The 24954-nt window shown below is 63.7% G+C and carries 17 protein-coding genes; 9 read left to right on the forward strand and 8 right to left on the reverse strand.

Annotated elements, in window-relative coordinates; genetic code table 11:
• Positions 1 to 52: 52 nt before the first annotated feature.
• From OIS53_RS06440 to OIS53_RS06470, 7 genes are all read right to left on the reverse strand, one after another.
• Positions 53 to 718 (reverse strand): peptidoglycan DD-metalloendopeptidase family protein, encoded by a 666-nt coding sequence (locus OIS53_RS06440; protein WP_264681578.1) that lies wholly within the window; start codon positions 716 to 718, stop codon positions 53 to 55.
• A gap of 143 nt (positions 719 to 861) precedes the next feature.
• A complete protein-coding gene (locus OIS53_RS06445) occupies positions 862 to 1743 on the reverse strand; it encodes a nuclear transport factor 2 family protein (RefSeq protein ID WP_264681579.1) in 882 nt (293 codons plus the stop codon).
• A 46-nt stretch (positions 1744 to 1789) separates the two neighbouring features.
• Positions 1790 to 2674, reverse strand: coding sequence for an MBL fold metallo-hydrolase (locus OIS53_RS06450; RefSeq protein ID WP_264681580.1), 885 nt, complete (start codon positions 2672 to 2674; stop codon positions 1790 to 1792).
• 226 nt (positions 2675 to 2900) lie between these two features.
• Positions 2901 to 3905, reverse strand: a complete 1005-nt coding sequence (locus OIS53_RS06455) for a hypothetical protein (protein WP_264681581.1) — start codon at positions 3903 to 3905, stop codon at positions 2901 to 2903.
• A 172-nt stretch (positions 3906 to 4077) separates the two neighbouring features.
• Positions 4078 to 6114 (reverse strand): Ig-like domain-containing protein, encoded by a 2037-nt coding sequence (locus tag OIS53_RS06460; protein WP_264681582.1) that lies wholly within the window; start codon positions 6112 to 6114, stop codon positions 4078 to 4080.
• A gap of 520 nt (positions 6115 to 6634) precedes the next feature.
• Entirely contained in the window at positions 6635 to 7543 is a 909-nt protein-coding gene (locus tag OIS53_RS06465) for a helix-turn-helix domain-containing protein (protein WP_264681583.1), read from the reverse strand.
• A 410-nt stretch (positions 7544 to 7953) separates the two neighbouring features.
• On the reverse strand, positions 7954 to 9570 hold the full coding sequence (locus OIS53_RS06470; RefSeq protein ID WP_264681584.1) for a family 43 glycosylhydrolase: 1617 nt from the start codon (positions 9568 to 9570) through the stop codon (positions 7954 to 7956).
• A gap of 1174 nt (positions 9571 to 10744) precedes the next feature.
• On the opposite strand from OIS53_RS06470, the gene OIS53_RS06475 reads away from it, so the two are divergent.
• The 9 genes from OIS53_RS06475 (at position 10745) to OIS53_RS06515 (ending at position 24524) form a co-directional block, all read left to right on the forward strand.
• Positions 10745 to 13240: an outer membrane beta-barrel protein gene (locus OIS53_RS06475; RefSeq protein ID WP_264681585.1), complete on the forward strand. Its 2496-nt coding sequence runs from the start codon at positions 10745 to 10747 to the stop codon at positions 13238 to 13240.
• Positions 13241 to 13919: 679 nt separating this feature from the next.
• Positions 13920 to 16271, forward strand: coding sequence for an RICIN domain-containing protein (locus OIS53_RS06480; RefSeq protein WP_264681586.1), 2352 nt, complete (start codon positions 13920 to 13922; stop codon positions 16269 to 16271).
• Between the two features lie 179 nt (positions 16272 to 16450).
• Complete coding sequence (locus OIS53_RS06485; RefSeq protein WP_264681587.1) at positions 16451 to 17101, forward strand: TIGR02117 family protein; 651 nt, start codon at positions 16451 to 16453, stop codon at positions 17099 to 17101.
• Positions 17102 to 17246: 145 nt separating this feature from the next.
• Entirely contained in the window at positions 17247 to 17627 is a 381-nt protein-coding gene (locus OIS53_RS06490; protein WP_264681588.1) for an STAS domain-containing protein, read from the forward strand.
• Positions 17628 to 17704: 77 nt separating this feature from the next.
• Positions 17705 to 19102, forward strand: a complete 1398-nt coding sequence (gene hisS, locus OIS53_RS06495; RefSeq protein WP_264681589.1) for a histidine--tRNA ligase — start codon at positions 17705 to 17707, stop codon at positions 19100 to 19102.
• A 403-nt stretch (positions 19103 to 19505) separates the two neighbouring features.
• On the forward strand, positions 19506 to 21011 hold the full coding sequence (gene hutH, locus OIS53_RS06500) for a histidine ammonia-lyase (RefSeq protein WP_264681590.1): 1506 nt from the start codon (positions 19506 to 19508) through the stop codon (positions 21009 to 21011).
• An 83-nt stretch (positions 21012 to 21094) separates the two neighbouring features.
• The gene (locus tag OIS53_RS06505) at positions 21095 to 23023 is read left to right on the forward strand and encodes a gliding motility-associated C-terminal domain-containing protein (protein WP_264681591.1); all 1929 of its coding nucleotides are present in this window, start codon (positions 21095 to 21097) and stop codon (positions 23021 to 23023) included.
• A gap of 93 nt (positions 23024 to 23116) precedes the next feature.
• Positions 23117 to 23452, forward strand: coding sequence for a YbaB/EbfC family nucleoid-associated protein (locus OIS53_RS06510; RefSeq protein WP_264681592.1), 336 nt, complete (start codon positions 23117 to 23119; stop codon positions 23450 to 23452).
• Positions 23442 to 24524 (forward strand): glycosyltransferase family 2 protein, encoded by a 1083-nt coding sequence (locus OIS53_RS06515; protein ID WP_264681593.1) that lies wholly within the window; start codon positions 23442 to 23444, stop codon positions 24522 to 24524. Before OIS53_RS06510 ends, OIS53_RS06515 begins: the two co-directional genes overlap by 11 nt.
• A 142-nt stretch (positions 24525 to 24666) precedes the next feature.
• Here OIS53_RS06515 and OIS53_RS06520 read toward each other — a convergent pair whose 3' ends face one another.
• Positions 24667 to 24885, reverse strand: a complete 219-nt coding sequence (locus tag OIS53_RS06520; RefSeq protein WP_264681594.1) for a PspC domain-containing protein — start codon at positions 24883 to 24885, stop codon at positions 24667 to 24669.
• Positions 24886 to 24954 lie beyond the last annotated feature (69 nt).

Genomic DNA, 24954 nt, shown 5'->3' on the forward strand with positions numbered 1-24954 from the left:
GTATTGTAGTTACAGGAGAAAATGAGGGACAAAGGCTAAACCAGCCCGCTACTCAGCTCAGCTTACTGCTTCGCAGCAGCAGATTGGGGTCTGGGCATAGGGCAGCCCACTGGTCACGTTCAGGCAAGGCGGCCACCCCAGGAAAGTTGCCTTCCCGCCCCTGTAGGTCGGCAATAAGCTGGAAGTGCAGGTGGGAGGGCCAGTCACCGTTTTCGGGCGCCGCGCCCACTTTGGCGAAGACCTCGCCCTGACGAAGCAGCTGGCCCGGCGTCAGGGCCAGGGCCTCGCGGCGCGCCAGGTGGCCGCAGAGGCTGAAGAAGGGTATGCCCTCCAATTCGTACGCCAGAATCACCGTCGGGCCGAAGCCGGGGTTTTCGGCCCGGCTGTGCACGCGGGCCGGCAGCGGGGCCAGCACCGGCGTACCCGCCGGCACCCACACATCCACCCCCAAATGCAGTACGCGGGCTGGCCCGCCCGGCACGGGCCGGAAAGCGGCTCGTTCTTCCAGGTAGCCGCCCAGGCCAAAGCGGGCGTTTTGCTCCTGCAGTATGCCGGCCACCACGGCGGCGAAAACAGCTGTGTCGCGCAAGTCGGCCTGGGCGAGCCGGGAAGTAGGGGCGCTGAAATCAAGGCGCGTCACGTCGGGGCCGCTCAGGTCGATGGGTAGCACCGGGCTGGGCTGGCTGCGCGCCAGGGCAGCCAATAAGGCAGAAGTCATATGGCAGAAGCAGGGGCCTGGGCTGGATGGGACAGTGCGGAAGCGTGTGCGCCGTGTACAGCGGGTCAACATCGTGCTGCTCATTGCCTGCCCCGTCTGCTAGGCAGCACCCCGCGCTACCACCCTACCCGAACTGAAACTTGTTAAAACACCTTGCTTTTATCGGCGCCCCGAAGCTCCTCGATTACGTCCCAGTGCTCGGCGGCTTTGCCCGCTTCCGTCACCCGAGTCAGGTCGAAGGCCAGGACATCGGTGAAGCCGGGAAAGCCCGGCGTGGTCTGGTAGTTGTTCAGCGTCAGGATAAAATCCCCTTCCGCCAGCTGCTGATGGGTGGTGGCCGTGGTCCGGATGCCCTGGCTCTTGAGCAGGGTAAGCAGGAAAATCAGCCCGCCTGGCCCGTTGGGGGCGCCGGGGTTGTGCTGGATGTAGTCGGGCGTGCGGGTCTGGCGCACCAGCAGGGTGTCGTACTGGTTGAACACCCGCTGGTCGGCCGCCACCAGGGCGGCGCGGTGGCGCGGGCCGGCCGTGGACTGCGGGTTGACGGCGGCTCCGTCGAACATGGTGTTTGGGTTGGCCCGCCGCCGCGGCTGGCCCTGCATGGCCTCCCAATGGTCCACGATTTTGCCGCTGCCGTCGAAGCGCAGCAGCGCCATACGGGCCACGGAGCTGTCGGGGGCCACTTTTTCTTCGATGTGCAGCGCCACCAGGTTGTCCTGCACTAGGCTGCGGTGAACCACTAGGCGCGGGCTCGGGCCGGCCTGGGCCCGGCGGCGGGCGTAGGCTTGCAGCCCGGCCAGGGTGAAGTCGGCGCTGACCTGGTGCTCGGTGTAGCCGGCCGCCACGTAGCTGTCCACGGACGTGGCCGAGGAGCTGTACAGGGCTTGGTAAAACCCGATGGCGCTCTGCCGAAGGGCTTCTCTGTCAGCCGGCTCCGGCGTCGAATCTTTCGAGCACGAAGAGGCCAGCAGCAGGCTCAGGCACCAGCTGCCCAGCAGGGCGCGGTTTTTTCGCGGTGAAGACAACATATACTTCAGAAGGAATGAGTGAGAATGATAAGAAGCTGGGGCGCTGCTATTTCTGCGTCTCTTTGGCCAGAACGTCGGTGTTCATATCAATGAGCAGGTCGAGGCCGTAGCTGGGGTAGCGCTGCTGCACCTGGGTTTTCACGCGGGCTTTGGCCGCGGCGCTGAGCGGAGTGCCAGCGGCAGCAGCCCCGTGCACGGTGGTTTGCACAAACCGGATGTAGTCGGCCTGCTGGTCGAGAGCCGCCAGGGTGGTGGCGCCCCCGTGGCCGGCGTACACGGTTTCGGCGGCGGGGTACGCCTTTTTCACGGCCGCCAGCTGGCTTACCCACTCGGTGGTGTGCCCGTCCATCAGCCAGGCGTGCGTGTTGTGGTAGAGCAGGTCGCCGGCAAACAAGGCCTTCAGCTCGGGCACGTGCACCACGCTGTTGTCGCTGGCCTCGGCGGCACCCAGGCTGCGCACCACAAACGTGAGCCCGCCCAGCTTCAGGGCCTGCCCGCTCTTCACCACCCGGTTCGGGAAGGTAGTCTGGTCGGGGTAGTCGGCGCCGTAGATGGTTTTGAAATACTGACGCTTGCCGGCTTCGGTGGCGCGCATGCCTTCCACGGTGGCCGCGGTGGCGTACACCGGAATGCGGGCATCACCGCCGGTTAGCTCGGCCACCCCGTTGTAGTGGTCCACGTGCGGGTGGGTGATGATGACGGCCAGCAGCGGCTTGCGGGTCTGGTCCACCAGCGCCTTCACCTTGCGGGCTTCCGACCGGAGAAACTGCGCGTCGATGACGACCACGCCCTGGTCGGCTTCGATGATGTAGGAATTGACCAGGAAGCCGGCCGGCGAAGCCGTGTAGGTGTACACCCGCGGAGTGGCAGCTTGCCCCGAAGCCGCCGCCGTGAGCAAGGCGGCCGTGAGCAGCAACAAAACTTTTTTCATGGCAGTCAGGGAGTTGAAGTGTGAATGACTGCCACAAAGGTGCGGCGCCAGGGGTGGCGCCGAAATGGTAAAAACGCCCTTTTCAAGGTACTTTTCGCCGGTTGTGCGCCCCCGTGCCTGGGGTGGCGCAGGGTACTGCTCCCCAGCGCAGACGTTCCGGCATAAAAAAACCCCGGACCATACGGCCCGGGGTTTTACTGAGGAGTAGCGGCTGCGAAAGGCCGGCCTACTTCGTGCTCACGCTCTCAAACCTGACTTTATTGATGCTGAACTCGGCGCGGGGCGGCTGCCCGCTAAACAGGTCGCCGAGGTAGGCGTAGAGCACGTACGCATCGGGGCTGCGGCGGGTAAGCGTGGTGGGGAAGGTAGGGCCGGTGGCAAAAGTGCCCGTCACCCTGGCCGTGGCAAAGCCGTCGGTTGAGGCGAGGCGAAACACCGTGCTTTGCGCGCCCGACACTACCAGCAGCGTGCGGGGGTCTTGCAGCAACATGCCGTCGGCGCCCACCAGCGACTGCGCCGTGGCTACGGGCGTGGCCGTGGGCGCTTCGGGGCCGCCCAGCGGAATCTTGTACACCACGCCCCGCGCCGTGTGGTTGACCAGCAGGTAGCCGGCGGGGTGAAACACGATGCCGTTGAAGCCAAAGCCACCGGCCGGCGCATCGAGGCTGTTGTTTTCGTAAAACACCGACGCCTGCCCCTGCACGGTCACTTTGTAGATGATGGGCGAAAAGCTGTCGGTCACGTAGGCGTTGCCCTGCAAGTCCACGGCCACGTCGTTGGCGAAGTGGTCCTGGCCGGGGCGCAGCGCCCCCAGATCCAGGTAGCCGGTGCGCTGGCCGGTGCGGGCGTCGAAGCTGGCCAGCGCCGCCAGCTGCCCGGCCGTAGCCGGCGTGGTGCGCGCCCCCACGCCCAGGTCGGACACGGCGGCCAGCAGGCGGTTGCGAAGAATGTCGAGGTGCAGCCCGATGCTGGAAATCAGCCGCGGGTCGTCGGCAAACGGGGCGTAGGAGCCATCGTCGCGCACTTGCCCGATGACGCCGCGCGTCACCGAGCTGACGAAGTAGCGCCGGCGCAGGGCGTCATACTGCACGCCCTCGGGGTAAATGCCGGTCTGGCGGAAGGTAATGCTGGCGGGCCCGCCGCCCGGAAACGGGGTGCCGTCGTGCTGGCAGGCCGTGGCCAGCGCCAGCAGCCCGCCCGTGAGCAGGCCATGAAGAGAAGAGAACCGCATAGAAAGAAAAGTGAAAAGGTGGAAGATGGATGCTGAGAAAAACAGAACAACGGTGGGCCCGCTACCTGCAAACCGGCAGCGGGCCGTTTTGCAGGCAGCCGACCGGTCGAAAGGACCTTGGGCACAAGTACCCAAGGTCCTTTCAGTCAGCCGGAAGCGAAAAAATTGTCTTCTAGCGCTGAATAAGCACTTTTTCTTTCTGCACACCCCCGTTGCTGTCCTGAATAACCACAAAGTACACGCCGTCTGGTAAGTCGTCGATACGTACTTGCTTCATGCCACTGACCGTTTTCGCTAACCGACCCGAAAAACGATACAAGGTCACCGAGGTGATATTGGCTGGGGAAGCCGTTATCACGTCTAGCGTGTTATGTGTTGGGTCGACAGCCAGCAGGTGCTTTGCATCAGTAGCCGGCTTGCTGGCTTGGGACACCAGCCCCGCGTTGCCGGCCCCCGTTACGTGGATGGTCACGGGCGCCGAAACGGCGGAGTTACTGCCCACATAGGCTTTGGCCGTCAGCACATGCGTGCCAGCCGGTACGCCCGTCCACTTGTACGTGAACTGGCTGATAGTCGTCCACGTGAGGGCGCTCTTATCGTCGCCAAGCGTCCCGAGCAGCGTTGTGCCGTTGTAGAACTCTATTTTGTTGACGATTTGTCTAACCAGGCCGGCACGCACGACGATATTGATAGCAGCCGGGGCCGTAAAAGCGGCATTCTGGCCGGGGCTTAGAATGTCGATAACAGGGGTAAAGAAAGGAACCGAAGCGGGCACAATTCGCAGCGAGCGGACGGCATCGTTCCACGTTCTTTCACCCCAGGGCAAGCCGCTGTTGTTGGGGGCATTGCTAGGGTCAATCCCAACCAGGCAAGCTTGGTCTCCAGCCAGGCCTAGGTACTCACTACTAAAATTGCCATTCCCGTATAGCTCGACCTTATAGGCGCTGTTCACCTTGAAAGAAGAAATGTTGGTCCCGATTCCCAAGGCGGCGAGTTGAGCCTGATCATAGTTTCCCGGTGCCAGGGCCACACCCTTGCCGTCGTAATTGCAGTCTTCGTAGAAGGTCGCCACAAGTGGTCCGGCCGGGGCAGCGGCCTTGCTAGCTTGGGACACGAGGTCAGCATTGCCGGCTCCGGTTACGTGAACGGTCACGGGCGCCGAAACAGTGGTATTGCTTCCCGCATACACTTTTGCAGTCAGCACGTACGTGCCGGCCGGTACGTTTGTCCAGTTGTACGTGAACTGAGCCGCGGTACCAAACGTGAGGGCACTCCTGTCGTCGCCCAGCGTTGACAGCAGCGAGGTGCCGTTGTAGAACTCTATCTTATTGACGATCAGTCCGCCTAATCCAGCCAGCACGGTGAAATTGATAGTAGCTGGGGCCGTAAACGACGCATTATAGCCGGGACTGATGATGCTGGCAACAGGCGTGAACGAAGGAACCGAGGCCGGCACGATCCGCAGCGAGCGGACGGCATCGTTCCACGTAGGGCCCTGGCCGTTGTTGTTAGGAGCAGTGCCAGGCGAAACGCCAACCAGGCAAGCCTGGTCGCCGGCCAGTGCCAGGCCGGTACCGCCAAAGTTGTCCGCCCCATACAGCTCTACTTTATAGTCGCTAGTAGCTCTAAAAGACGAAATAGCAGCGTCGATGCCCAGGGCAGCAAGGGCAGCCCGGTCATAGTTTCCCGGTGCCAGGGCTACACCCTTGCCGCCGTACTCACAGTCTTCGTAGAAGGTCGCCACGGACGGGCCGGCCGGAGCAGAAGCATTTACCGTGACGGCCACCGGTGCCGTAACAACCACGGCGCCGTTGGAAGCCGTAAACCTGGCCGTGAGCTGATAGGTGCCAGCGGCAGTGCTTAGCCAACTGAAGGAAAACGTGTCGTTTATATTTCTGAAACGAGTCTGCTCGCCTACTTTGGTGCCGTTGCTAAAAAATTCCACCTTCTGAGCTTGCCTGCCGCGGGTGTTATCCTCCGTGTTTACGGAGATAATAATAAATGCTGGTGCCTTAAACGCGCTTACACCAGATGCCGAGGGTGCGGTACCAGAAACCTCGGCTATAACTGCGCTAACTGCTCGCGCAGCGGGCTGTCGTAGCGCAGATTGCTGCGTGGAGGAGGGCTCTGCTGACTGGGCGAGCGTTGCGGAGCTGTACGCCAAGCCCAGCGCTATCATCAAGTTACGGACTGTTTTTATTGCTTTCATGGCTGTTTGCTTTCTTTAAGCAGTTGGGAAAACGCGTTTTTCTCGGCGGCTGAGCGGCGCGAACCATCCTGCTGCGAGAGGGAAGTGAGGTGGCAAAAGCGCCCGGCACCTGGCCGTGGCAAAGCCGCCGGGCGAGTTCGGCCGGAACACGGTGCTTTGCGCACCCACTGCCACCAGCAGCGTGCGCGGGTCTTGCAGAGTTCTACCTGCCGCTACGCTGGCGTACCACCAAAGCCGGGCTAGCTCCCGGAGGCTTCTGCGGGCAAGAGCAGGCTGGTTTTGTGGGCAAGGCCCTTAGCAGGTTGCTCACGACCTGGCACGATGAGCCAGGCAGTGCACCAGGCTACTGCCCTACCACTGGAGAGGCTCTAGGAAAGGATGAAGGATGTATACCGGCGCGGGGTGGTTGCCCTACCAGCATCTTGCTGTTTTTCATAACGACAGTCGGCAAGTGGAAGTGAACTTGACCGTCGTAAAAGTCCGATGCACACAGGAGCCTCGAAATGGCGAGAACGTCCTTTTAAAGGTACTTTTCGCCCAATTCCCGCCGGAAGGCCTGGGCTGTATAGCCCGTTACTTTCTTGAAAAACTTGTGGAAGTAAGAGGGGTCCTCAAAGCCCAGGGCAAACGCTACTTCCTTGGCCGACAACGCACTGTGCGTCAGCAGGCGCTTGGCTTCCAGCGCCCGCCGCTCGTCGATGAGGACGCCGGCCGACTGGCCCACCACGGCCTGCGTGGCGGCGGTAAGCCGGCGGGGCGTGAGGGAAAGGCGCGCGGCGTAGTCGGCCACGCCGTGCAGGCGGCTGAACTCGGCGTCGAGCAGCTGGCGAAAGCGCAAAAAGGTAGCGTGGGCGGGGTCCATGGAGTTCAGTACCAGGCCAGGCTGCTGGCGCCGCAGCCGCTCGGCGCCGGCCAAAAACAACCGCAGGTAGCTGCGGAGCACTTCGGCCGTGGCAAAGTCGGGGGGCCGGGCAAACTCGGCGGCCAGCTGCCCCAGCAGGGCATCGAGGGCGGCGGCTTCGGATGGCGGCACGCGCAGCGGCTGGTAGTCGGACTGCACGGTATCAAACAACCGCAGGCAAGTCAGCGAGCTGATGCCGTCAGGGGCATTGGCCAGAAAGTCATCCGTGAACATAACCAGCACTCCTTCCGGCTCTACCTCTCCCCCGAAGTGGTGAACCTGGCCCGGCGCCAGGCAAAACAGGGTGCCCGGCGCCACCGGGTAGTCCCGGAAATCGACCGTGTGACGCCCGGCGCCCGCCCGAAACCATACCAGCTCGTAGAAGCGGTGCCGGTGCGGAAAAGTGGCTATGCCCTCGCCCTGCAACATCTCCGCTACTGACAGCACTTCGATAAGCGGCGCCGTGGGCGGGGCCGCGGGCTGAGCCTGCTGAAATGAATACAGCGGAATGGCGGAGTCCGGTTTCATACGGCCGTGAGCGTAAAGTCAGACAGTGGCAGCAGCGCAGGGCCTCGTGCGCGGGGCCACTTCAGCAGGAGTTCTGGCATCAGGGAGCGGGCAACAGTGCGCGCCCCGTAAGACTCAAACCTACTTCTTTCTGTTCAAACAGCAGCTACGCCCGCTGGTTCGGGCCCAAGCTACGCGGCGCTTTGCACTGCCTGGGCGGTTAGCTGATGGCAGTGCTTTTTGCAGCACCTGAACGGCGTGGAGCCGCACGAGCTGGCGCCTTACCGTCAAACACCTCGTCCGCCAAAAGCTTCCGACCAGCCAACCACCTCACCCAGCCTCCCGAGCACACATGAAAAAGCCCCTGACCCAACGAACGGGCCAGGAGCTTGCTATGGAGTTAAGAGGGCTTCCAGCAGGAAGCAAACGGCTTAGCGCTGGTTGCGAATGGCGAAGTTGTTGAAAGCCACCGTGCTGGCAGCGCCTTTGGCCAGCAGCCCCACCCGGATGCCCCGGTCCCAGGGTGGCAAGTAGGTGCCATCGAGGGCGAAGCTGTTGAGGATGACCGGTTGCCAGGCGCCACCGTCGGCATTGTAGGTGAAGCGGAAACGCTGGCCTCCCCAGGCTTCCAGGCGCAGGTTGAGGGTGCGGCAAGCAGACAAGTTTATTCGGGCCAAACACTGGTACTGGCCGGCTCGCACGTGCCATACTTGCAAGGAGCCATTGCCGGCCACCAGGGCCAGGGCGTTGGCTGGGTCGCCCACTACGGCCAAGCCGCCAAAGGTGTCCGGGGCCAGGGAGGGGTAGTGCAGGGCGGCGGTGGCCTTGTAGGTGGCCGTGAACGTGCGCTGGGCTACCAGGGCGCCCAGCACGCCGGTGGGGCTGGCCGTGAGCAGCAGCTGTCCGTCGCTCACGCCGGCCTCGGGCTGCTGGCCCACCGGCCACTGCCAGGTGCCGGCCAGGCCGGGCCCGCCGAACTGGTCGTCCACATTCAGTACGCTCACGTCGCGCAGGGGCGCGGCCTGGGGGCTGTTGCCTTCAAACTCGGGCCAGCCTTCCTCGTTCCAGGTAAACTCGCTCAGGATGCCCTGGCGGCCTACAAACTCGTGGCTGTCGGTGTAGTAGGCGTGGTGGAGCAGAAACCAGCGGCCCTGGTACTCGGCCACGGTGCCGTGGCCGGGGCATTTCCAGGTGGCGTTTTTCTTGAGAATGGGGTTTTGGGGGCACTTCTCCCAGGGGCCGAGCAGGCTCTGGGCGCGGGCCACGCCGGTGGCGTAGGTGCAGCACTTGCCGCAGCAGCCATTGCCGGCGTAAAACATATAAAAGTAGCCGCCATGGCGCACGATGGCCGACCCTTCCACCAGGCAGCCCTCCCACTTCTCCGTGTTGCGAAACAGCTCTACTTTCTTGCCCACCAGCTTCATCTTCTGCTCATCCAGGCGCTGGGCCCAGATGGGCGTGGGCTTCTTGTAGGCGTTGCCGTCTTCCTTCCACACCAGGTACAGCACCCCGTGCTCGTCGCGCATCGGGAAGCCGTCGATGGAGCCGTAGCGCTGGCCCACCAGCGGGCCGTGGTCGGTGTAGGGGCCTTCGGGCCGGTCGGCCGAGGCTACGCCCACGCACAGGGGGCCGTCTTTTTTGCGAGCCGTGTAGTACACGTAGGTTTTGCCGCCTTCTTCGTGGAAGATTTCCGGCGCCCAGAAGTTGGCCCCCGCCCAGCCCGGCAAGGAAGCATCGGTGGGAAAGACGTGGCTGACCAGCTCCCAATCCACCAGGTTGTCGGACTTAAACAAGGGAAACACCGCGCCCCATTCGGCCGAGGTGGCGCTGGCCCAGTACGTATCCCCGATTTTGGCAATGGTGGGGTCGGGGAAGTCGCCCGGCAGCACGATGTTGGCGTAGCTCGTCAGTGGTGCGGCAGCTACTTCCGGCGCCAGGTGAAAAGCTGAGTTGGTGGCCGTGGAGGCGGTAGAGGAGCAGTCGGTGGGGGCGGCTGCGTCGGCGGTCATCAGGGAGCGGGACCCTGCTTCTACTACTTCAAAAGACACAACAGGAGAAAGAAAAGTGAGGGAGAAAGAGTGAAAGGCGAAGCGAAAGGAAAAGGGCGCAAACGGAGTGGAGCCTGAAGCCAGATGCGTAGGAGGCCGATGGATGCACCCCCGCACCTACCCGAAGGCAAGCGGCATCAGCGAATTGAAATATTCCATGTCTTACCCAGCAGACCTCCACCCTATTCTTCTCACAGAGCACCAGCACCACCAGCTAAACCCGGAATTCAAAAATGCAATGAAAACCGTACAAACCAGCTTCCAAGCAGATAATTTCTTTGGTAGAAGCTGGTTACTCCACAAAAGCATAATTCGGGCCAAGGCAACTTTTGGGAAGATAAACTTTACCATATTTAATTATAATTTTTCGTATAGCACCTCTTAAACTTCCCCTCGAAGCTACCTGGGTGCACGAAGAACAAGTGAGCGGCTGAGCTACGCTTACCTGCCAAGTGCTCCACAAGTACTAGGCTTGAGCCTGGAAAAGGTGGTATGGAAGCGTACCCGAATTGGACGTTACTGCTGGCTGACACCTGGCCTGGGAACACCCTTACTTGTTTGGCCTGCTCCTGTCAGAAGAGGTTTGCAGTAACTGTTGCAGCGTCTAGCCATTGTAGCGCCCCTTGGCTACGCCGACCGACTGGTTGGCTAACTCTCAGGTTTACCTGCTCCGCAACGTGGGCCGGTAAGAAGCTGGTGCAGTCAAGCCCCGTCTCAAAAAATTTCTCCCGAAGCATCTTCTGTTGCGTTGGGCCCAGGCAACGGATAGCGGGTATCATCCATCTACCCGTTTCGAGCCGAATGCATAGCCCTTTCCGCGTCTTTGTCCTAAAGCTGAAAAGATTTATCATAAATTTTTCAAAGGTACCTTGCGTTACATAGTACCTTTTCCTACATTTGTCTCAGTGATTGGTTGAACTCCGGCTTCGGCCGCCGTCCTGCGCTGCTGCGGGACCCCGGCCGGAGCCCACCACCCTTCCCGCCGCCAGTTGGGCGCGGGGCAACCGGGCCCGGCGCAACTACCGTTGCGGGGCCACGGCGGCGCGGGGTGGGCGCGGCTGCCTCCGGCAGTCAGCTACCTGCCGATGATTTCCTGCCACGAGCAGCCGGTGGAACCGCGGCCACCGGTACCGGCTTCGTGCTGCCTGAATCTTCCACTTTCCCTCTTTCTCCGATGGCAACTTTCTTACTCGCCAGCCGGGCCCTGCGGGGCCTGGGGTTCCTCGCTATGCTCTTTCCGCTGGCGGCCGCGGCCCAGCAACAACCCCCTGCCCGCCTGAGCGGCACCCTGCTCGACCAGAGCACCAGTCAGCCCCTGCCCTTCGCCAACGTGGTGCTGCTGCGGGCCCAGGACTCCAGCTTTGTGGCCGGGGCCGAAACCGCCGAAAATGGCACGTTTGCCCTGGAAAAGCTGAGCCTGGGCACGTACGTGCTGAAGGCTACGGCGGTAGGCTACCAGGGCCTGCGCCGCTCCGTCACGCTGACCACCACGGCCCCCGACCTGGCCCTGGGCACCTTGAAAGCGGCGCCCACGGCCACCCAGCTGCGAGGCGTGACGGTGACCGGCGAGCGGGCCACTGTGCAGAACGAGCCGGGCAAGCGCATCATCAACGTGGAAAAGGACCTGGCCAGCGTGGGCGGCATGGCTACCGACGTGCTCCGCAACGTGCCCTCGGTGGCCGTAGACGCCAACGGCGCCGTGAGTTTGCGCGGCTCCTCCAACCTCACCATCCTGATTGACGGCAAGCCTTCGGGCGGCACCAACGGCAGCCCCGGCCTGCGCCTCGACCAGATTCCGGCCTCCCGCATTGCGCGGGTAGAAGTGATTACCAACCCTTCGGCCAAGTACGACGCCCAGGGCACGGGCGTCATTAATATTATCCTGAAAAAGCAGACCAAGGACGGCGTAAATGGCCAGGCCAGCCTGCTGGGCGGCACCGGCGACAAGTACAACGCCAGCCTGAGCCTGAACCGCCACCACGGCCCGGCCAACTGGAGCCTGAGCTACGACCGTCAGGACGAGGAATACCGCAACCGCGCCACCACCAGTCAGACGGCCCTGGGCCCGGCCGGCCCCGTAACGACGCGCCAGGAAGGCACGGGCGTGGAGCGCAACTTCTCCCATTCCCTGCGCCTGGGCCTGGAGTATGAACTCACGAAAGAGCAGAGCCTGAGCCTGAGCGTGGCCCCTACCCTGCAAGGCGAAACCGACCGCGCCACTCAGCTGCTCAGCACGCAGCGGCCCGGCGCAGCGCCCACCTCCCAGCGCGGCACCCAGCAGCTGGATGTGGACGTGCGGGTGCTGGAAAACTCGGCCAGCTACCGCCGCACCTGGGCCGCCCACCCCGGCCGGGAGCTGACGGCTACGGGCGTGGCCGTGCTGATTGGGGCCGATGTGCCCGTAACCCAAACCATGGGCGGCGGCCCCCTGCTGGGCTGGCGGCAGCGCATGGACGTGAATTTTAACCTGTACATGGGCCAGGTAGACTACACGCACCCACTGGCGGCCGGCAAGGGCAAGCTGGAAACCGGCCTGCGCGTGCAGCGCCAGGGCAGCCGCGGCGTAGCCGACCTGCTAACCCAGGTGCCCGATGCCCCCGGCGAGTACCGCCGCGACCCGGCCCGCTCCCTGGCGTACAATTTCCGGGAGCTGGTGCCGGCGGCCTACGCCACCGTGCAGCGCAGCTGGGAAGGCGGCTGGCAGGCCGAAGGCGGTCTGCGCACCGAGTACACCAGCACCCGCGGGGCCGTAAACGGGGGCCAGGGCCGGTTTGAGCTGGGCTACCTGGGCGTGTTTCCGACGGCCAGCCTGGCCCGCAGCTTCGGCCGGGCCGACTCGGCCCGCGGGGGAGAAAAGCCCCAGCGCCTCCAGCTGAGCTACGCCCGCCGCCTCAACCGCCCCAATTTTATGCAGCAGCTGGCCGTACCAATCTACCAGGACCCGCGCTTCTACCGCCTCGGCAACCCGGCCCTGCGCGCCGAGTTCAGCCACAACCTGGAGCTGGGCCACCAGCTGAGCTTGCCGGGCGGGGCCGAAATCACCACTACGCTGTTCGGGCGCTTCACCAACGGGGCCATCCAGCGCCTGCGCAACGTGGACTCGGTGGCCACGCGCCTGAACCCCGAGGCGGGCCTGGTACTGGTTGAAACCTACCGCAACTTTGGGAGCACCACCAACGCGGGCCTGGAGCTGACCTGGAGCCAGCCACTCACGAAATGGTGGCGCGTGCAGGCCAGCGGCTCGGTGTACCGCTCCCAGATTCAAACCAACGCCGGCCAGGACAACGCCCGCCGGGCCTGGGCCGCCGACGCCCGCCTCAGCCAGAACTTCACGCCCACGCCCCAGCTCGACGTGCAGCTGACGGGCACCGTGGAATCGGCGGTGCTCACGGCCCAGGGGCGGCGCCTGCCCACCGGCGGCCTCGACGTGGCCCTGCGCCAGCGCCTACTCCAGAACCGCGCCGCCCTCACCCTGCGCGTGTCCGACGTATTCAACACCCAGGTGCGCCAGTCGGAAGTAAATACCCCCGAGCTGACGGCCCGCTTCTACCGCAAACCTGAAACGCGGGTGGGCTGGCTGGGCTTCACGTGGTACGTGGGGGCCGCCAAAGCCAAGGCTGGCCGCATCGATGGTGGCCCCAAAGGCGGCGGAGGTGGGTTCGGCGGCTAAGAATAAGAAGCTGTTGGCGTTAGTTTTTGTAGCGTCCGGACCCTGTAGCGACGCCGACCTGTGGTTTGCATTGCTACAGCGGGTTGACCAACTGGTTAGCTAACGCCAACAGCTTCTTATTCTTTCGTCAGCTTTCTGCTTGTCAGACTGTTACACCGCTCTTGCAAATCTAAGTTGCTGCCACCCCCACCTCTCCTTTCTAAGGAGGCGTGGGGGTGGTTGGCTAGGAGGCATAACGGTAGGAAATACCTTCGGCATGAATTACCTGCCGACTATTGCGCAATGGACGCGCATTATGCTCCCACTACTATCGGGCAGCCAGGTATACCAGGTATAAGGCGTGGGCAGGGCGCGCCAACCGTCAGTTCGTTGGGGCGGTGCTGTAGCTGGCCCGCGCCGGGGCCACTGGCAGGACCTGCCTGCCGAGTAAGGCAATGGGCCTACCACCTGCACCCGTTTCCAGCCGTGGGCCCGCAAACAGTGTGGGCCAAAGTTTTTGCCGCTGTCTTGCAGAGGGAAAACGACAGAATTATATTACTTATCCAACTAAATTTAGTGCAATACCCCTTGTATACTTACATATCTGTAGCACTCAGCTTCGGCTTGCTGCCTGGGAATTGAGTTGGGTCTAGACTGTTCTTCTCTTTTCGTCACCCTTTTCCACCAAACCCCACCTTCTATGAAACATGCTTATTTCTCTCGTTCCCAAGGTCTGACCTGGTTGGCGGCCTGGCTACTGTGGCTGGGGCCACTGGTTGCACTGGCGCAAACCATCAACGTGGGTCCATCCCGTACGTACCCCACCTTGCGTTCGGCGGTGCTGGCCGGGGCCGTAGTTTCCGGTACCACAGTCAAGATTGACGACGGCACCTACACCGACGTGTGCCGCATCCAAAACCTTACGAACGTAACCATTACCAGCAATTCCGGCCGGGCTGGTGGCGTCATCTTCGACGGCGGCAGCCAGGATAACCTGGAAGACCGCAAAGCCATGATTCTGGTCATCAACAGCCCAGGAACTGCAATTATTGGCATTCGTTTCCGCAACGTGGGCCTGGGCGGAGAAGCCGGTTTAGCGGCCCGGGGCCGCGGGGCTGGCAACCAGGCTGGCATCCGCTTCGAGAAGTTCACCACGGGCACCGGGCGCGTGAGTTACTGCTCGTTTGACAACTGCGTAACGGGCGTATTCACGGAAACCAACGACTTCAACCTGGACCTGACCATCGACCACTGCGACTTCGGCCGGGAAGTGTCCAATGGCCAGGCTCGCGACGGTGGCTCCCACGACATCTACGTGAACCGGATTAAGTCGCTGACCGGCATCGACAACAACTTCTACGGCAACCCCTACGGCAACAACACCAAGTCAAGGGCGTGGAACACAACCATTAGCGGGGGCTACAACGCCAACTACGCCAGCCGGTGCTTAGACCTTCCCAACGGGGGGCGCTACAGCGTGAGCGGAGGAATTTACGCGCGCGGAGCCGGGGAAAACAATCAGCTTTTCGCTTACGCCGAGGAATATCCTAGCGCCGACGACCCTCAGAACAACGGCCTCTACAGCGGCACTATCAGCGGAATTACGCTGCGCGTCAACAACCGCGTGGGTGTCTGGAATGCCGGGGCTGGTACTACCATGGCGTTTACCAACGTCACCTACGAATGGTACGGCTCGGGTACTGCTACCACCAGCGTAATTGGTCCGGGCGCCGTCACGGGGCTGGTAGCCTCGGGCACCGCAACGGCAGCTACCTTGCCCGCTCCACCCCCAGCGGTGTCCAGCTCCGCCGCCCCGCCGCCACCGCCGACCAACCTACGCCCGGCCGATAGTCCGGCCAGCACGGTGGCAGGCCTCTCGTACCAGTACTACGAGTTGACGGGGATGACCAAGCTGCCCGACTTCGCCACCCTTACCCCCGCTGCCAGCGGCACGGTTTCGACCTTTGACCTGGCCCCGCGCAAGCGCAACGACGATTTCGCCTTCCGTTACACGGGCTACGTGCGCGTTCCGGCCGACGGCACCTATACCTTTTATACGTCGTCGGACGACGGGTCGCGCCTCTACATCGGCTCGCAGTTGGTCGTGGACAACGATGGTAGGCACGGGACGCAGGAACGTAGCGGCACAATTGGCCTCAAGGCCGGCTTGCACGCCATCACCGTCACGTTCTTCGAGGCCTACGGCGGGCAAGTGCTCAGCGTAAGCTATGCAGGCGGCGGCCTAAGCAAGCAAGTAATTCCGGGCAGCGCCCTGGTTTCGGCCCCGGTTTCGGCGGGCGGAATTGTCTCGGGCGGGGTGTATCGTTTGCTGGCGCGGCACTCGAACAAGGCCCTGGACGTGGCCTACAATTCGGCCGAGAGCCAAGCCACGGTGTGGCAGCACACGGTTAACGGCGACGGAGCCCAGCGCTGGGTGCTGCAGCTGCAGAGCGACGGGGCCTATACGCTCACCCACGAGGGCACGAGCATGTGCCTGGACGTGCAGGGTAACTCGGCCGACAACGGAGCCTTGGTGTGGCAGTACACAGCCAACGGCGGCGATGCCCAGCGCTGGTTCATCGAGCCCACCACTGATGGCTACGTCAAGCTTCGCCACAAGGGTACGGACAAGGTGCTGGACGTGCTCGGGGGCGAAGACAGGCTCGCCGACGGCGACCGGGTAGGACAGTGGGAGTACAAGGGCAGCCGCAACCAGCAGTGGAAGCTCGAGCTGCTGCAAAACCCCGCGGCCCGCACCAGCGCCACGGCCGCCAGAACGCCGGCCCTGGCCGCTGACGGGGAAGCGGCCAGCCTGTCGGTGTACCCCAACCCTAGCTTTGGCAAGGGCACGCTGGCAGTGACGGCCAAGACGCCGCAAACGGCGCAGGTATACGTGCACAACCTTCAGGGCGAGCTGGTAAGCTCACTGAGCGTGCCTGTGCACGCCGGCAAGACCGACTTTAAACTGCCTGGCACGCTGGCTCCGGGTACCTACCTGGTTAAGACCCGCCTCGACGGGCAGGACCTAAGCTTCACTCTTCAAGTTCAGTGAGATACACCCAGGAGAACTAGCTCTAAGCTGCAGTGTAGGTTTGCAACTCAGTAAGACTCCGTAAAAGCGCCCCGGTCACTTGGCCGGGGCGCTTTTCCCTATGCAGCAATTGCCAGGCCAGCCATCCGCGCTGAGCTCCAGGCCGTATCTTCGCGGCTCCGGTGCCAGGCCGGCCGAGTATGCAGGTAGTTGTTGCGCTTATTTTACTGCTGATGACCGGGGCGCTGGTGCCTACCCACCGGCAGTTTAGGTCGGTGCCCGGCGGCATTCCCATCTACCTCGTCTCCAACGGCTTTCATACCGATGTGGTGCTGCCCGTGCGCGAGGCCCGCACCGGCCACGACTGGCTGCGGGAGCTGGGCCAGCCTGCGCTGGCCGCCCGGTTTGCCGGCTACCGCTACGTGGCTTTCGGCTGGGGCAACGAGAAGTTTTACCTGGGTTCTATGAATGGGAAATTTCCCGGACCGGGCCCCATTTTGGGAGCGGCCTGGCCTTCCCGCACCCTCATGCACGTCGATTTTTACCGCGCCGCGCCCGACTCCGGTGAGCATGTCGTGCCCCTGCGCGTGGCCCCGGAGCAGTACCGCCGCCTCGTCGGGTTTGTGCGCCGGTCCTTTGCCGCCCCCGACAGCCTGGGGCGTTATGCGCTGCGTCAGCCAACCGGCTACAGCCCCGAAGACTTCTTTTTCCGGGCCCAGGGGCGCTACCACCTGCTGCGCACCTGCAACGACTGGACCGCCCAGGCCCTGCGCCGGGCCGGGGTGCGGGCCCCGCTGAAGTCGCCGCTGGCAGCGCCGGTGCTGCACCACGCCCGCCGCGCCGCCCGGTAGCTTGCAGTTGCCTCGCCCGCAGGTTTAGCACACTTTGTGCTACGGCGGCGCTTATCGAGAATGGCGTTACGTTTTCGATACGTACCCTTCTCTTTTGCCACGACCTGTTCCTGTCCCACCCTTAGCCGCTTCGCTTATGTTAGACGTGTACCGCGAAGTTCTGCCCAATGGCTTTCTGCTGATTCTGTCGTCCAACGGCCCCTCTGCGGAGGAGATAAAGCTGACGCGCGCCCTGCACCGGGCCAGCCGCAGCGACAAGCCGGCCATTCTGCTGGATTTCAGCTTGGTCAACAGCTTATCTGAGGAGGTAATTGAGCTGGTGCTGGCGTATGCCTTTGTGTTGCATGCCCAAGGGCGCCGGCTGATTTTGTGCCACGTGCCCGAGCCAGCCCAGCATCATTTTCTCTACCTCGACGCCACCAGCCAGCCCCTGCTGGTGCCCACGCTGTTCGACGCCATGCACGAAATCAAGCGGCAGTCGGGCAACCAGTATTTCGACCTGCCCTGCACTCCTGACTACGACTGAGCGCGCCCTGGCAGCAGGTTTGCCCGCGGTTTCCCTGTACCTTCGCGGCCACATTTCCTGCTTTCCTCTCCAGTTTGATGAGCGCCCAAAAGCCCAGCATTCCGCGCGGTACCCGCGACTTTGGCCCGGCCGTAGTAGCCCGCCGCACCTATATTTTCGGCGTCATTCGCCGCGTGTTCGAGAAGTTCGGGTACGCCCCGCTGGAGACGCCCACCCTGGAGAACCTGTCGGTGCTGACTGGCAAATACGGTGAGGAGGGCGACCAGCTCCTGTTTAAAGTGCTGAACTCCGGCGACTTCGCCCAGGACCTGACGGCCGAAGACCTGGCGGCCGGCTCCCGGAAGATGCTGCCCAAAATTGCCGAAAAAGGCCTGCGCTACGACCTTACCGTGCCCTTTGCCCGCTACGTGGTAATGAACCGCGGCACGCTCACCTTTCCCTTCAAGCGTTACCAGATTCAGCCCGTATGGCGCGCCGACCGGCCCCAGCGCGGCCGCTACCGGGAGTTTTACCAGTGCGACGCCGACGTGGTAGGCACCGATTCTCTGCTCTGCGAGGCCGAAATCGTGCTGATGATGTCGGAGGTGCTGAACACGCTGGGCCTCACCGAGCACACCATCAAAATCAACCACCGCCGAGTGCTGGGGTCCATCTATCAGGCCTTGGGCGGCGAAGGCACCGAAACCGACCTGTTCGTGGCCATCGACAAGCTCGACAAGATTGGCCGCGAAGGTGTTGAGAAAGAGCTACTGGAGCGCGGCTTCTCGGCAGCGGCCCTGGAGCGGCTGTTCGACCTGCTGGCCGTAGGCGGCGACTTCGCCGGGAAGCTGGAGCGCCTGGTGGCGGGCTTCGCCGAGGCCGGCGTCGAGCCCGACACCCCCGAGGGCTACCGCGGCCTGCAAGACCTGACCCGCGTGCTGGAGTACCTGCGCAGCTTCGGCTTCGAGCAATGGCAGAATCTGGAGTTTGACGTGACCCTGGCCCGCGGGCTGAGCTACTACACGGGCTGCATCTTTGAAATCAAGATCAACAACGTGAACATGGGCAGCGTGAGTGGCGGGGGCCGCTACGACAACCTCACCGGCGCCTTCGGGCTGCCGGGCGTGTCGGGCGTGGGCTTCTCCTTCGGCGTCGATAGGCTCTACGACTGCTTGGAAGAGCTGAACCTGTTTCCGGCAGCCGTGGCTACCACTACCCGCTGCCTCCTCGCCAACTTCGGCGCCGAAAGTGAGGCCGCCGTGCTGCCCGTGCTGCGCCAGCTACGTGAGGCCGGCATCCCAAGTGAGCTGTACCCGGAGGCCAAGAAGCTGGGCGTGCAGTTCAAATACGCCGACGCCAAAGGCATTCCGTACGTGCTGCTGCAAGGCCCGGAAGAGCGCGCGGCCGGGCAGTTCAAGCTCAAAACCCTGAGCACCGGCCAGGAACAGGTGCTATCCTTGGAGGAAGTGCTGGCGGAGTTGAAAAACTCAAAATAATTTTCCCAATGGCGCGGGGCTGCGTCCCGTACTGTCTATGTGGGAGCTTCCCCCGCCAGAACGAGCTAGAGAACAGTAGAGACGCGACCCTTGGCTACGCCTTCCTCCTCTCCTAATAGCACGTAGCAAAGTCGCGAGCTGGCGGCAGCCCATCTGCGCGCACCAAAGGCACTGCCGACTCTGTTTAGGACAGTCCCAACTTCATTCCAGACGTTGCCGACTTCGCCTCCGACACTGCCGACTTCGCCTCCGACACTGCCGACTTCGTTCAGAAAGTTGCCGACTTCGTTTCCGACGCTGCCGACTTCGTTCAGGAAGGCCCGGAGCAGAGAATAGTCGGCACCAGCGGCGGCTATTGCCGGTATTTCCGCATTTTTGGGCTCCCCGGCCCCTGCCCCATCCTATGCCTTCAGCTGACGACTACGCCCTCACGCCCTCCGTCTCGCTCACTCTTGACCTGCTGCAAGAGCTACTTGCCGCCAATGCCCGCGTGGTGCTGAGCGAGGAAGCCCGCCAGCGCATCACCACCTGCTACACCTACCTGCACCAGCGGCTGGAGCGCCTGCCCGATGTGCCGGTCTACGGCATCAACACCGGCTTCGGGGCCTTGTGCAACACCGCTATTCCGGCCGGGCAGCGCCAGCAGCTGCAAGTGAACCTGCTGATGTCGCACGCCTGCGGCACCGGCGAGGAGGTGCCGCCCGAACTGGTACGTCTCATGCTGCTGCTGAAAGCCCAAAGCCTGAGCCTGGGGCACAGCGGCGTGCAGCTGCGCACCGTGCAGCGTCTGCTCGACTTCTACAACCGCGAAATGCTGCCCGTGGTGTACCAGCAGGGCTCCCTGGGCGCCAGCGGCGACCTGGCCCCGCTGGCCCACCTGTGTTTGCCGCTGCTGGGCCTGGGCGAAGTAACTTATCAGGGCTACCGCCTGGCCGCCGCCGACGCCATGAGCCTGTTCAGCTGGGAGCCACTGACGCTGGAAGCCAAGGAAGGCCTGGCTTTGCTCAACGGCACGCAGTTTATGCTGGCCTACGCCGTGCACTGCCTGCTGCGGGCCCGCCGCCTGCTGGCCGCCGCCGACGTAATCGGCGCCCTGGCCCTGGACGCGTTTGGCGGGCGCCCCGAGCCGTTTGATGCCCGCCTGCACCGCCTGCGGCCCCATGCCGGCCAGGGCGCGGCGGCCCGGCGCGTGCGGGAGCTGCTGGCCGGCAGCGAGTTGCAAAACCAGCCCCGCCCGGCCGTGCAGGACCCCTACTCCTTCCGCTGCCTGCCCCAGGTGCACGGCGCCTCCCGCGACGCCCTGGCCTACGTGCAGCAGGTGGTCGAAACCGAGTGCAACAGCGTCACCGACAACCCCACCATTTTCCCTGACGACGATACTATTCTGAGTGGGGGCAACTTCCACGGCCAGCCCCTGGCCCTCGTGCTCGACCACCTGGCCCTGGCCGTAGCCGAGCTGGGCAGCCTATCGGAGCGGCGCACCTACCAGCTGCTCAGCGGGCAGCGCGGGCTGCCCCCGTTTTTGGTGGCCGAGCCGGGCCTGAACTCGGGGCTGATGATTCCGCAGTACACGGCGGCGGGCATCGTGAGCCAGAACAAGCAGCTGTGCACGCCCGCCTCCGCCGACTCCATCGTGAGCAGCAACGGGCAGGAAGACCACGTGAGCATGGGCGCCAACGCCGCCACTAAGGCCCGGCGCGTAGTCGAAAACGTGGAGCAGCTGCTGGGCATTGAGTTGCTCACCGCCGCGCAGGCCCTGGGGTTTCGGCGCCCGGCCCGCACCTCGCCGGCCCTGGAGCAGGTAGTAGCCGCCTTCCGCGCCACCGTACCCTTCCTCCAGCACGACCGGGTGTTATACCCCGACCTGCACGCGGCCGCCGCGTTTGTGCGCACGTACGCGTGGAGCTAAGATATGCCTGGCAAGCCGCGTAGCTGCAGCTGCTTATTTTCGGGCCGCAAACGCTAGAACGCTATTCCTTCGTTATGGGGCTGATGAGACAACTGCTACTATTTTTCCTGGTGCTGGCAACGGGCGTGGTACGTTCTTTTGAGGCCTGGGCGCAGGCTCCGTGCGTTGACACCCCGAACTCCGGGGCTTGTTTTAGGGCCTACGATGCCGCCACGGGCCAGGAGCTGCCCCGGCAGCTCTGCATCGGCCGCCCTTTCCGGCTGCGCGACTGTAGCGGCCGGGCCCTCAATCCCGCCCAGATTTACTACCAGATTGGCTCAGCCACGGTTTGCAGGGGCTTCCAGGACACCACTACTACCTTCACCCTTCGCGCGCCGGGGCAAGTATTCATCACCCAAAACACCCAGGGCAGCGGCACCCAGGGCGTTATCTACTCCAAAGAGTACACCGTGCGGGAAGCGCCAGCCCCCGTCTTCACGGTTACGGCCTGCAACCCGGAGCAGGTGCAGGTTACCATCACCGACCAGCGGTATGACCAGTACGAAGTGGAAGTGAACGGCGTCCGCCAGCTGGTTGCGCCCAATACCCCCACAACTTTCTTCAGGGGCAACGCTACTTCGGTGAAAGTAACGGGCCAGTATCGGGCGGCCGGCCTGTGCTCCAACTCCGCCACGCAGACGTTTACCCCATTGCCTGCCCCGCCTGCTCAGGTGCCGTTGCAGCGAATATCTGTGCAGGGCACGGGAGTGGAGTTGCAGTTTGGGGCGTTGCAGCCAGAGTATACGTATAGCGTGCAGGCCCAGGACGCGGCCAGTCCCGGCGGCTTCCGCACCCTGGCCACCGTGCCCACTTCGGCCACCAGCTTTGCGCTGCCCTACTCCGTGCTGCCAGGCTGCTTCCGTCTGTTGCTTACCGATGCCTGCCAGTCGTCGGGCTTTGCCATTGCTTCGCCGGTGGTGTGCTCGGTGTCGCTTACGGCTACGGCCAGCAACGGGCGCAATCAGCTCAGCTGGTCCACCGGTGCCACGGGCAGCCTGGCCTTGTTCCGGAACGGGCAGCTGCTGCAAAACCTGCCGGCCGGCTCTACGCAGTACGAAGACGCGGACGTGGTGTGCGGCACGGTGTACCGCTACCGGTTGGTGGTGAGCAATCCGCCGGTTGCTTCCGAGTCGAACGAGGCGGAGGTGACGACCACCTCCACCTTGCCCCCACCCCCGCCCCTGCTTACGGCCTCGTTCAACCTGCGCAACCAGGTGGAGCTGACGGCTCGGGCGGCGGGCAGCCCCACCAGCGGGCGGCTCATCTACCAGCGCAACGGGGCGCAGCTAACTTCCATTCCCGCGCCGGCCGGCCTGCTGCGCGACTCCCTGGTGGCGCCCGACCCGGCTGCGGCCCTGTGCTACACGGTGCGCTTCGAGGACGCCTGCGGCAACCGCTCGGCCGACAGCCCCCCGGCCTGCCCGGTGGTGCTGGCCGCCGCCCCGGCCAACGAAACCGGCTCCGAAATTCGGCTGACGTGGATGCCCCTGCGCGGGCCCGACCCGGCCGCGCCCGTGGCGTACCAGGTACTGCTGCTGTCGGCCACCAACGCCGTGCTGAGCCGCCGCCCCGTTACGGGCCTGACCTACCTCGACGCGCCGCCCCCCACCAGCCCGCAACGGGTGCGCTACCGCATTGAGGCCACTGGCGCGGGCCTGGCGGCGCCCAGCTACTCCAACGTGGTGGAAATAATCCGCACGGTCCGGCTGTTCGTGCCCACGGCTTTCACACCCAACGGCGACGGCCTGAACGATGTGCTGGAGCTGAAAGGCCGCTACCTCGACAACTTCCAGTTTGTGGTGATGGACCGCAACGGCAAGGAAGTGTTTCGCGCCACCGACCGCACCCGCACCTGGGACGGCCGCATCGGCAGCCAGGCCCCCGTGCCGGGCGCCTACGTGTGGCGCTTCGAGGCCACCGACCAGGACGGGCAGCGCACGGTGCAGCACGGCACCGTTACGGTGCTGCGCTAGGCCCGGCTGGGGGCCAGACCGCCGAACCGCGCTACCTTTGCGGCTCGGGCACCGCGCAGTGCCGCGTAGTTTTCACCCTAGCTTCCGCTTCCTATGTTTGATATGATGGGCATGATGGGCAAAATGAAAGAGCTGCAAGACAAGCTCAAGCAAGCCCAGGACCAACTGCAATACCTCACCGCCACGGCCGAGTCGGGCGGGGGGCTGGTGCGGGCCACGGCCAACGGCCAGCGCCGCCTGCTTAAGCTGGAAATCGACGAAAGCCTGCTCCAGCCCCAGGACCGCGACATGCTGGCCGACCTGGTAGTGGCGGCTGTGAACAAGGTGATGGACGAAGCCGCCGAGAAAGCCAAGGAGGAGCTGAAAAGCAAAACTGCCGGCCTCATTCCCAACATCCCCGGCCTCGACCTCGGCGGTTTTGGCCTTTAGTCCTGCTCCTGCCCCCGCCGGCCCCTGCGCCGACGTGGCCGTGGTGATTCTGAATTGGAACGGCCGCGGCTTCTTGCAGCAGTTTCTACCCTCGGTGCTGGCCCACGCCGACGGCGCCACCATTGTGGTGGTCGACAACGCTTCCTCCGACGACTCGGTGGCGCTGGTGCGGCGGGAATTTCCGGCGGTGCAGGTGCTGCAACACGCCGAGAACCTGGGGTTTTGCGAAGGATATAACCAGGCACTTGCTCAGCTTAGTCCGGTCTTCCGCTACTACGTGCTCTTAAATTCCGATGTGGAAGTGACGTCCGGCTGGCTGCGCCAGCAGCGGGAATTGCTGGAAAGCCGGCCCCAAGCCGCGGCCTGCCAGCCCAAGCTCCGGCAGTTTGGCGCCGCCGAAAGTCAGCGGGAACAGTTTGAGTACGCCGGGGCCGGGGGCGGCTACCTCGACCGATTGGGCTACCCCTTCTGCCGGGGCCGCCTCTTCGACACCCTGGAGGCCGACCAGGGCCAGTACGACGACCCGCGCCCGGTGGCCTGGGCCTCCGGGGCCTGCCTGCTGGTGCGCGCCGACGCCTGGCGCGCCCTGGGCGGACTGGAAAGCAGCTTCTTCGCCCACATGGAGGAAATCGACCTGTGCTGGCGGCTGTGGAACGCGGGCCACGAAGTGTGGTACGACGGCCGCAGCACCGTGTACCACGTGGGCGGCGGCACCCTGCACAAGTCGAACCCGCGCAAAACCTACCTCAACTTCCGCAACGGCCTGGCGCTGGTGTACCTGAACACCCACCCGGCCGAGCTGCCCGGCACGCTAGCGGCGCGCGTGCTGCTAGACTGGGTAGCAGCCCTGCGCCTGCTGCTGCAAGGCGCCACCGCCGACTTTCGGGCCGTGCTGCGGGCCCACTGGCACTTTGTGCAGCGCCTCGGCCGCTACCGGCAGCGGCGCCAGCAATTCCCGGCCCGTTTGCGCAGTCCGGAGCGGCCTGGCACTTACCAAGGCAGCTTGGTGTGGGCCTATTTCGCCCAAGGCAAGCGGAAATTTTCGGAGCTGGATGCGGATAAGCTGACGTAGGCCCACGCCCGACGCCACGCCGCTTGATGCACGAAATACTTCGGGAGAGGGCCGGGGGTGGGGTACGAAAAAGCCTGCCCTGATAACAGAGCAGGCGCTAAAAGCACAACCGCAGGTCAGCGTAGCTAAGCTGAAGCGTGTGCTACAGGTCCCAGATGGTACTGCGCTGCCGGCGCATGGCCTGGCGCACATTCATCCAGAAAGCCAGGGCAAAGTAGAGCACGATGGGCGAGCCAAACGTGAAAAATGAGGCATACACGAACGACAGCCGTACGCTGCTGGTCGAGAAGCCCAGGCGCTTGCCCAGGGCGTTGCACACCCCGAAGCTTTGCTTTTCAATGAAGTCGGTTAGTCGTCTCATACCTTCTGCTGATTCAGCCGCTATCAGTGGCTAACCCGAGTGTAACTTACAATAATTTGCGGCCTGCGT

It is taken from the genome of Hymenobacter sp. YIM 151500-1, assembly GCF_025979885.1.
GTDB lineage: Bacteria > Bacteroidota > Bacteroidia > Cytophagales > Hymenobacteraceae > Hymenobacter.

Coding starts and splice junctions, on each gene's coding strand:
- hisS (WP_264681589.1), top strand. CDS start 17,705: ATGAGCGCCCAAAAGCCCAGCATTCCGCGCGGTACCCGCGACTTTGGC.
- OIS53_RS06465 (WP_264681583.1), bottom strand. CDS start 7,543: ATGAAACCGGACTCCGCCATTCCGCTGTATTCATTTCAGCAGGCTCAG.
- OIS53_RS06510 (WP_264681592.1), top strand. CDS start 23,117: ATGTTTGATATGATGGGCATGATGGGCAAAATGAAAGAGCTGCAAGAC.
- OIS53_RS06450 (WP_264681580.1), bottom strand. CDS start 2,674: ATGAAAAAAGTTTTGTTGCTGCTCACGGCCGCCTTGCTCACGGCGGCG.
- OIS53_RS06505 (WP_264681591.1), top strand. CDS start 21,095: ATGAGACAACTGCTACTATTTTTCCTGGTGCTGGCAACGGGCGTGGTA.
- OIS53_RS06445 (WP_264681579.1), bottom strand. CDS start 1,743: ATGTTGTCTTCACCGCGAAAAAACCGCGCCCTGCTGGGCAGCTGGTGC.
- OIS53_RS06480 (WP_264681586.1), top strand. CDS start 13,920: ATGAAACATGCTTATTTCTCTCGTTCCCAAGGTCTGACCTGGTTGGCG.
- OIS53_RS06485 (WP_264681587.1), top strand. CDS start 16,451: ATGCAGGTAGTTGTTGCGCTTATTTTACTGCTGATGACCGGGGCGCTG.
- hutH (WP_264681590.1), top strand. CDS start 19,506: ATGCCTTCAGCTGACGACTACGCCCTCACGCCCTCCGTCTCGCTCACT.
- OIS53_RS06440 (WP_264681578.1), bottom strand. CDS start 718: ATGACTTCTGCCTTATTGGCTGCCCTGGCGCGCAGCCAGCCCAGCCCG.
- OIS53_RS06460 (WP_264681582.1), bottom strand. CDS start 6,114: ATGAAAGCAATAAAAACAGTCCGTAACTTGATGATAGCGCTGGGCTTG.
- OIS53_RS06520 (WP_264681594.1), bottom strand. CDS start 24,885: ATGAGACGACTAACCGACTTCATTGAAAAGCAAAGCTTCGGGGTGTGC.
- OIS53_RS06455 (WP_264681581.1), bottom strand. CDS start 3,905: ATGCGGTTCTCTTCTCTTCATGGCCTGCTCACGGGCGGGCTGCTGGCG.
- OIS53_RS06475 (WP_264681585.1), top strand. CDS start 10,745: ATGGCAACTTTCTTACTCGCCAGCCGGGCCCTGCGGGGCCTGGGGTTC.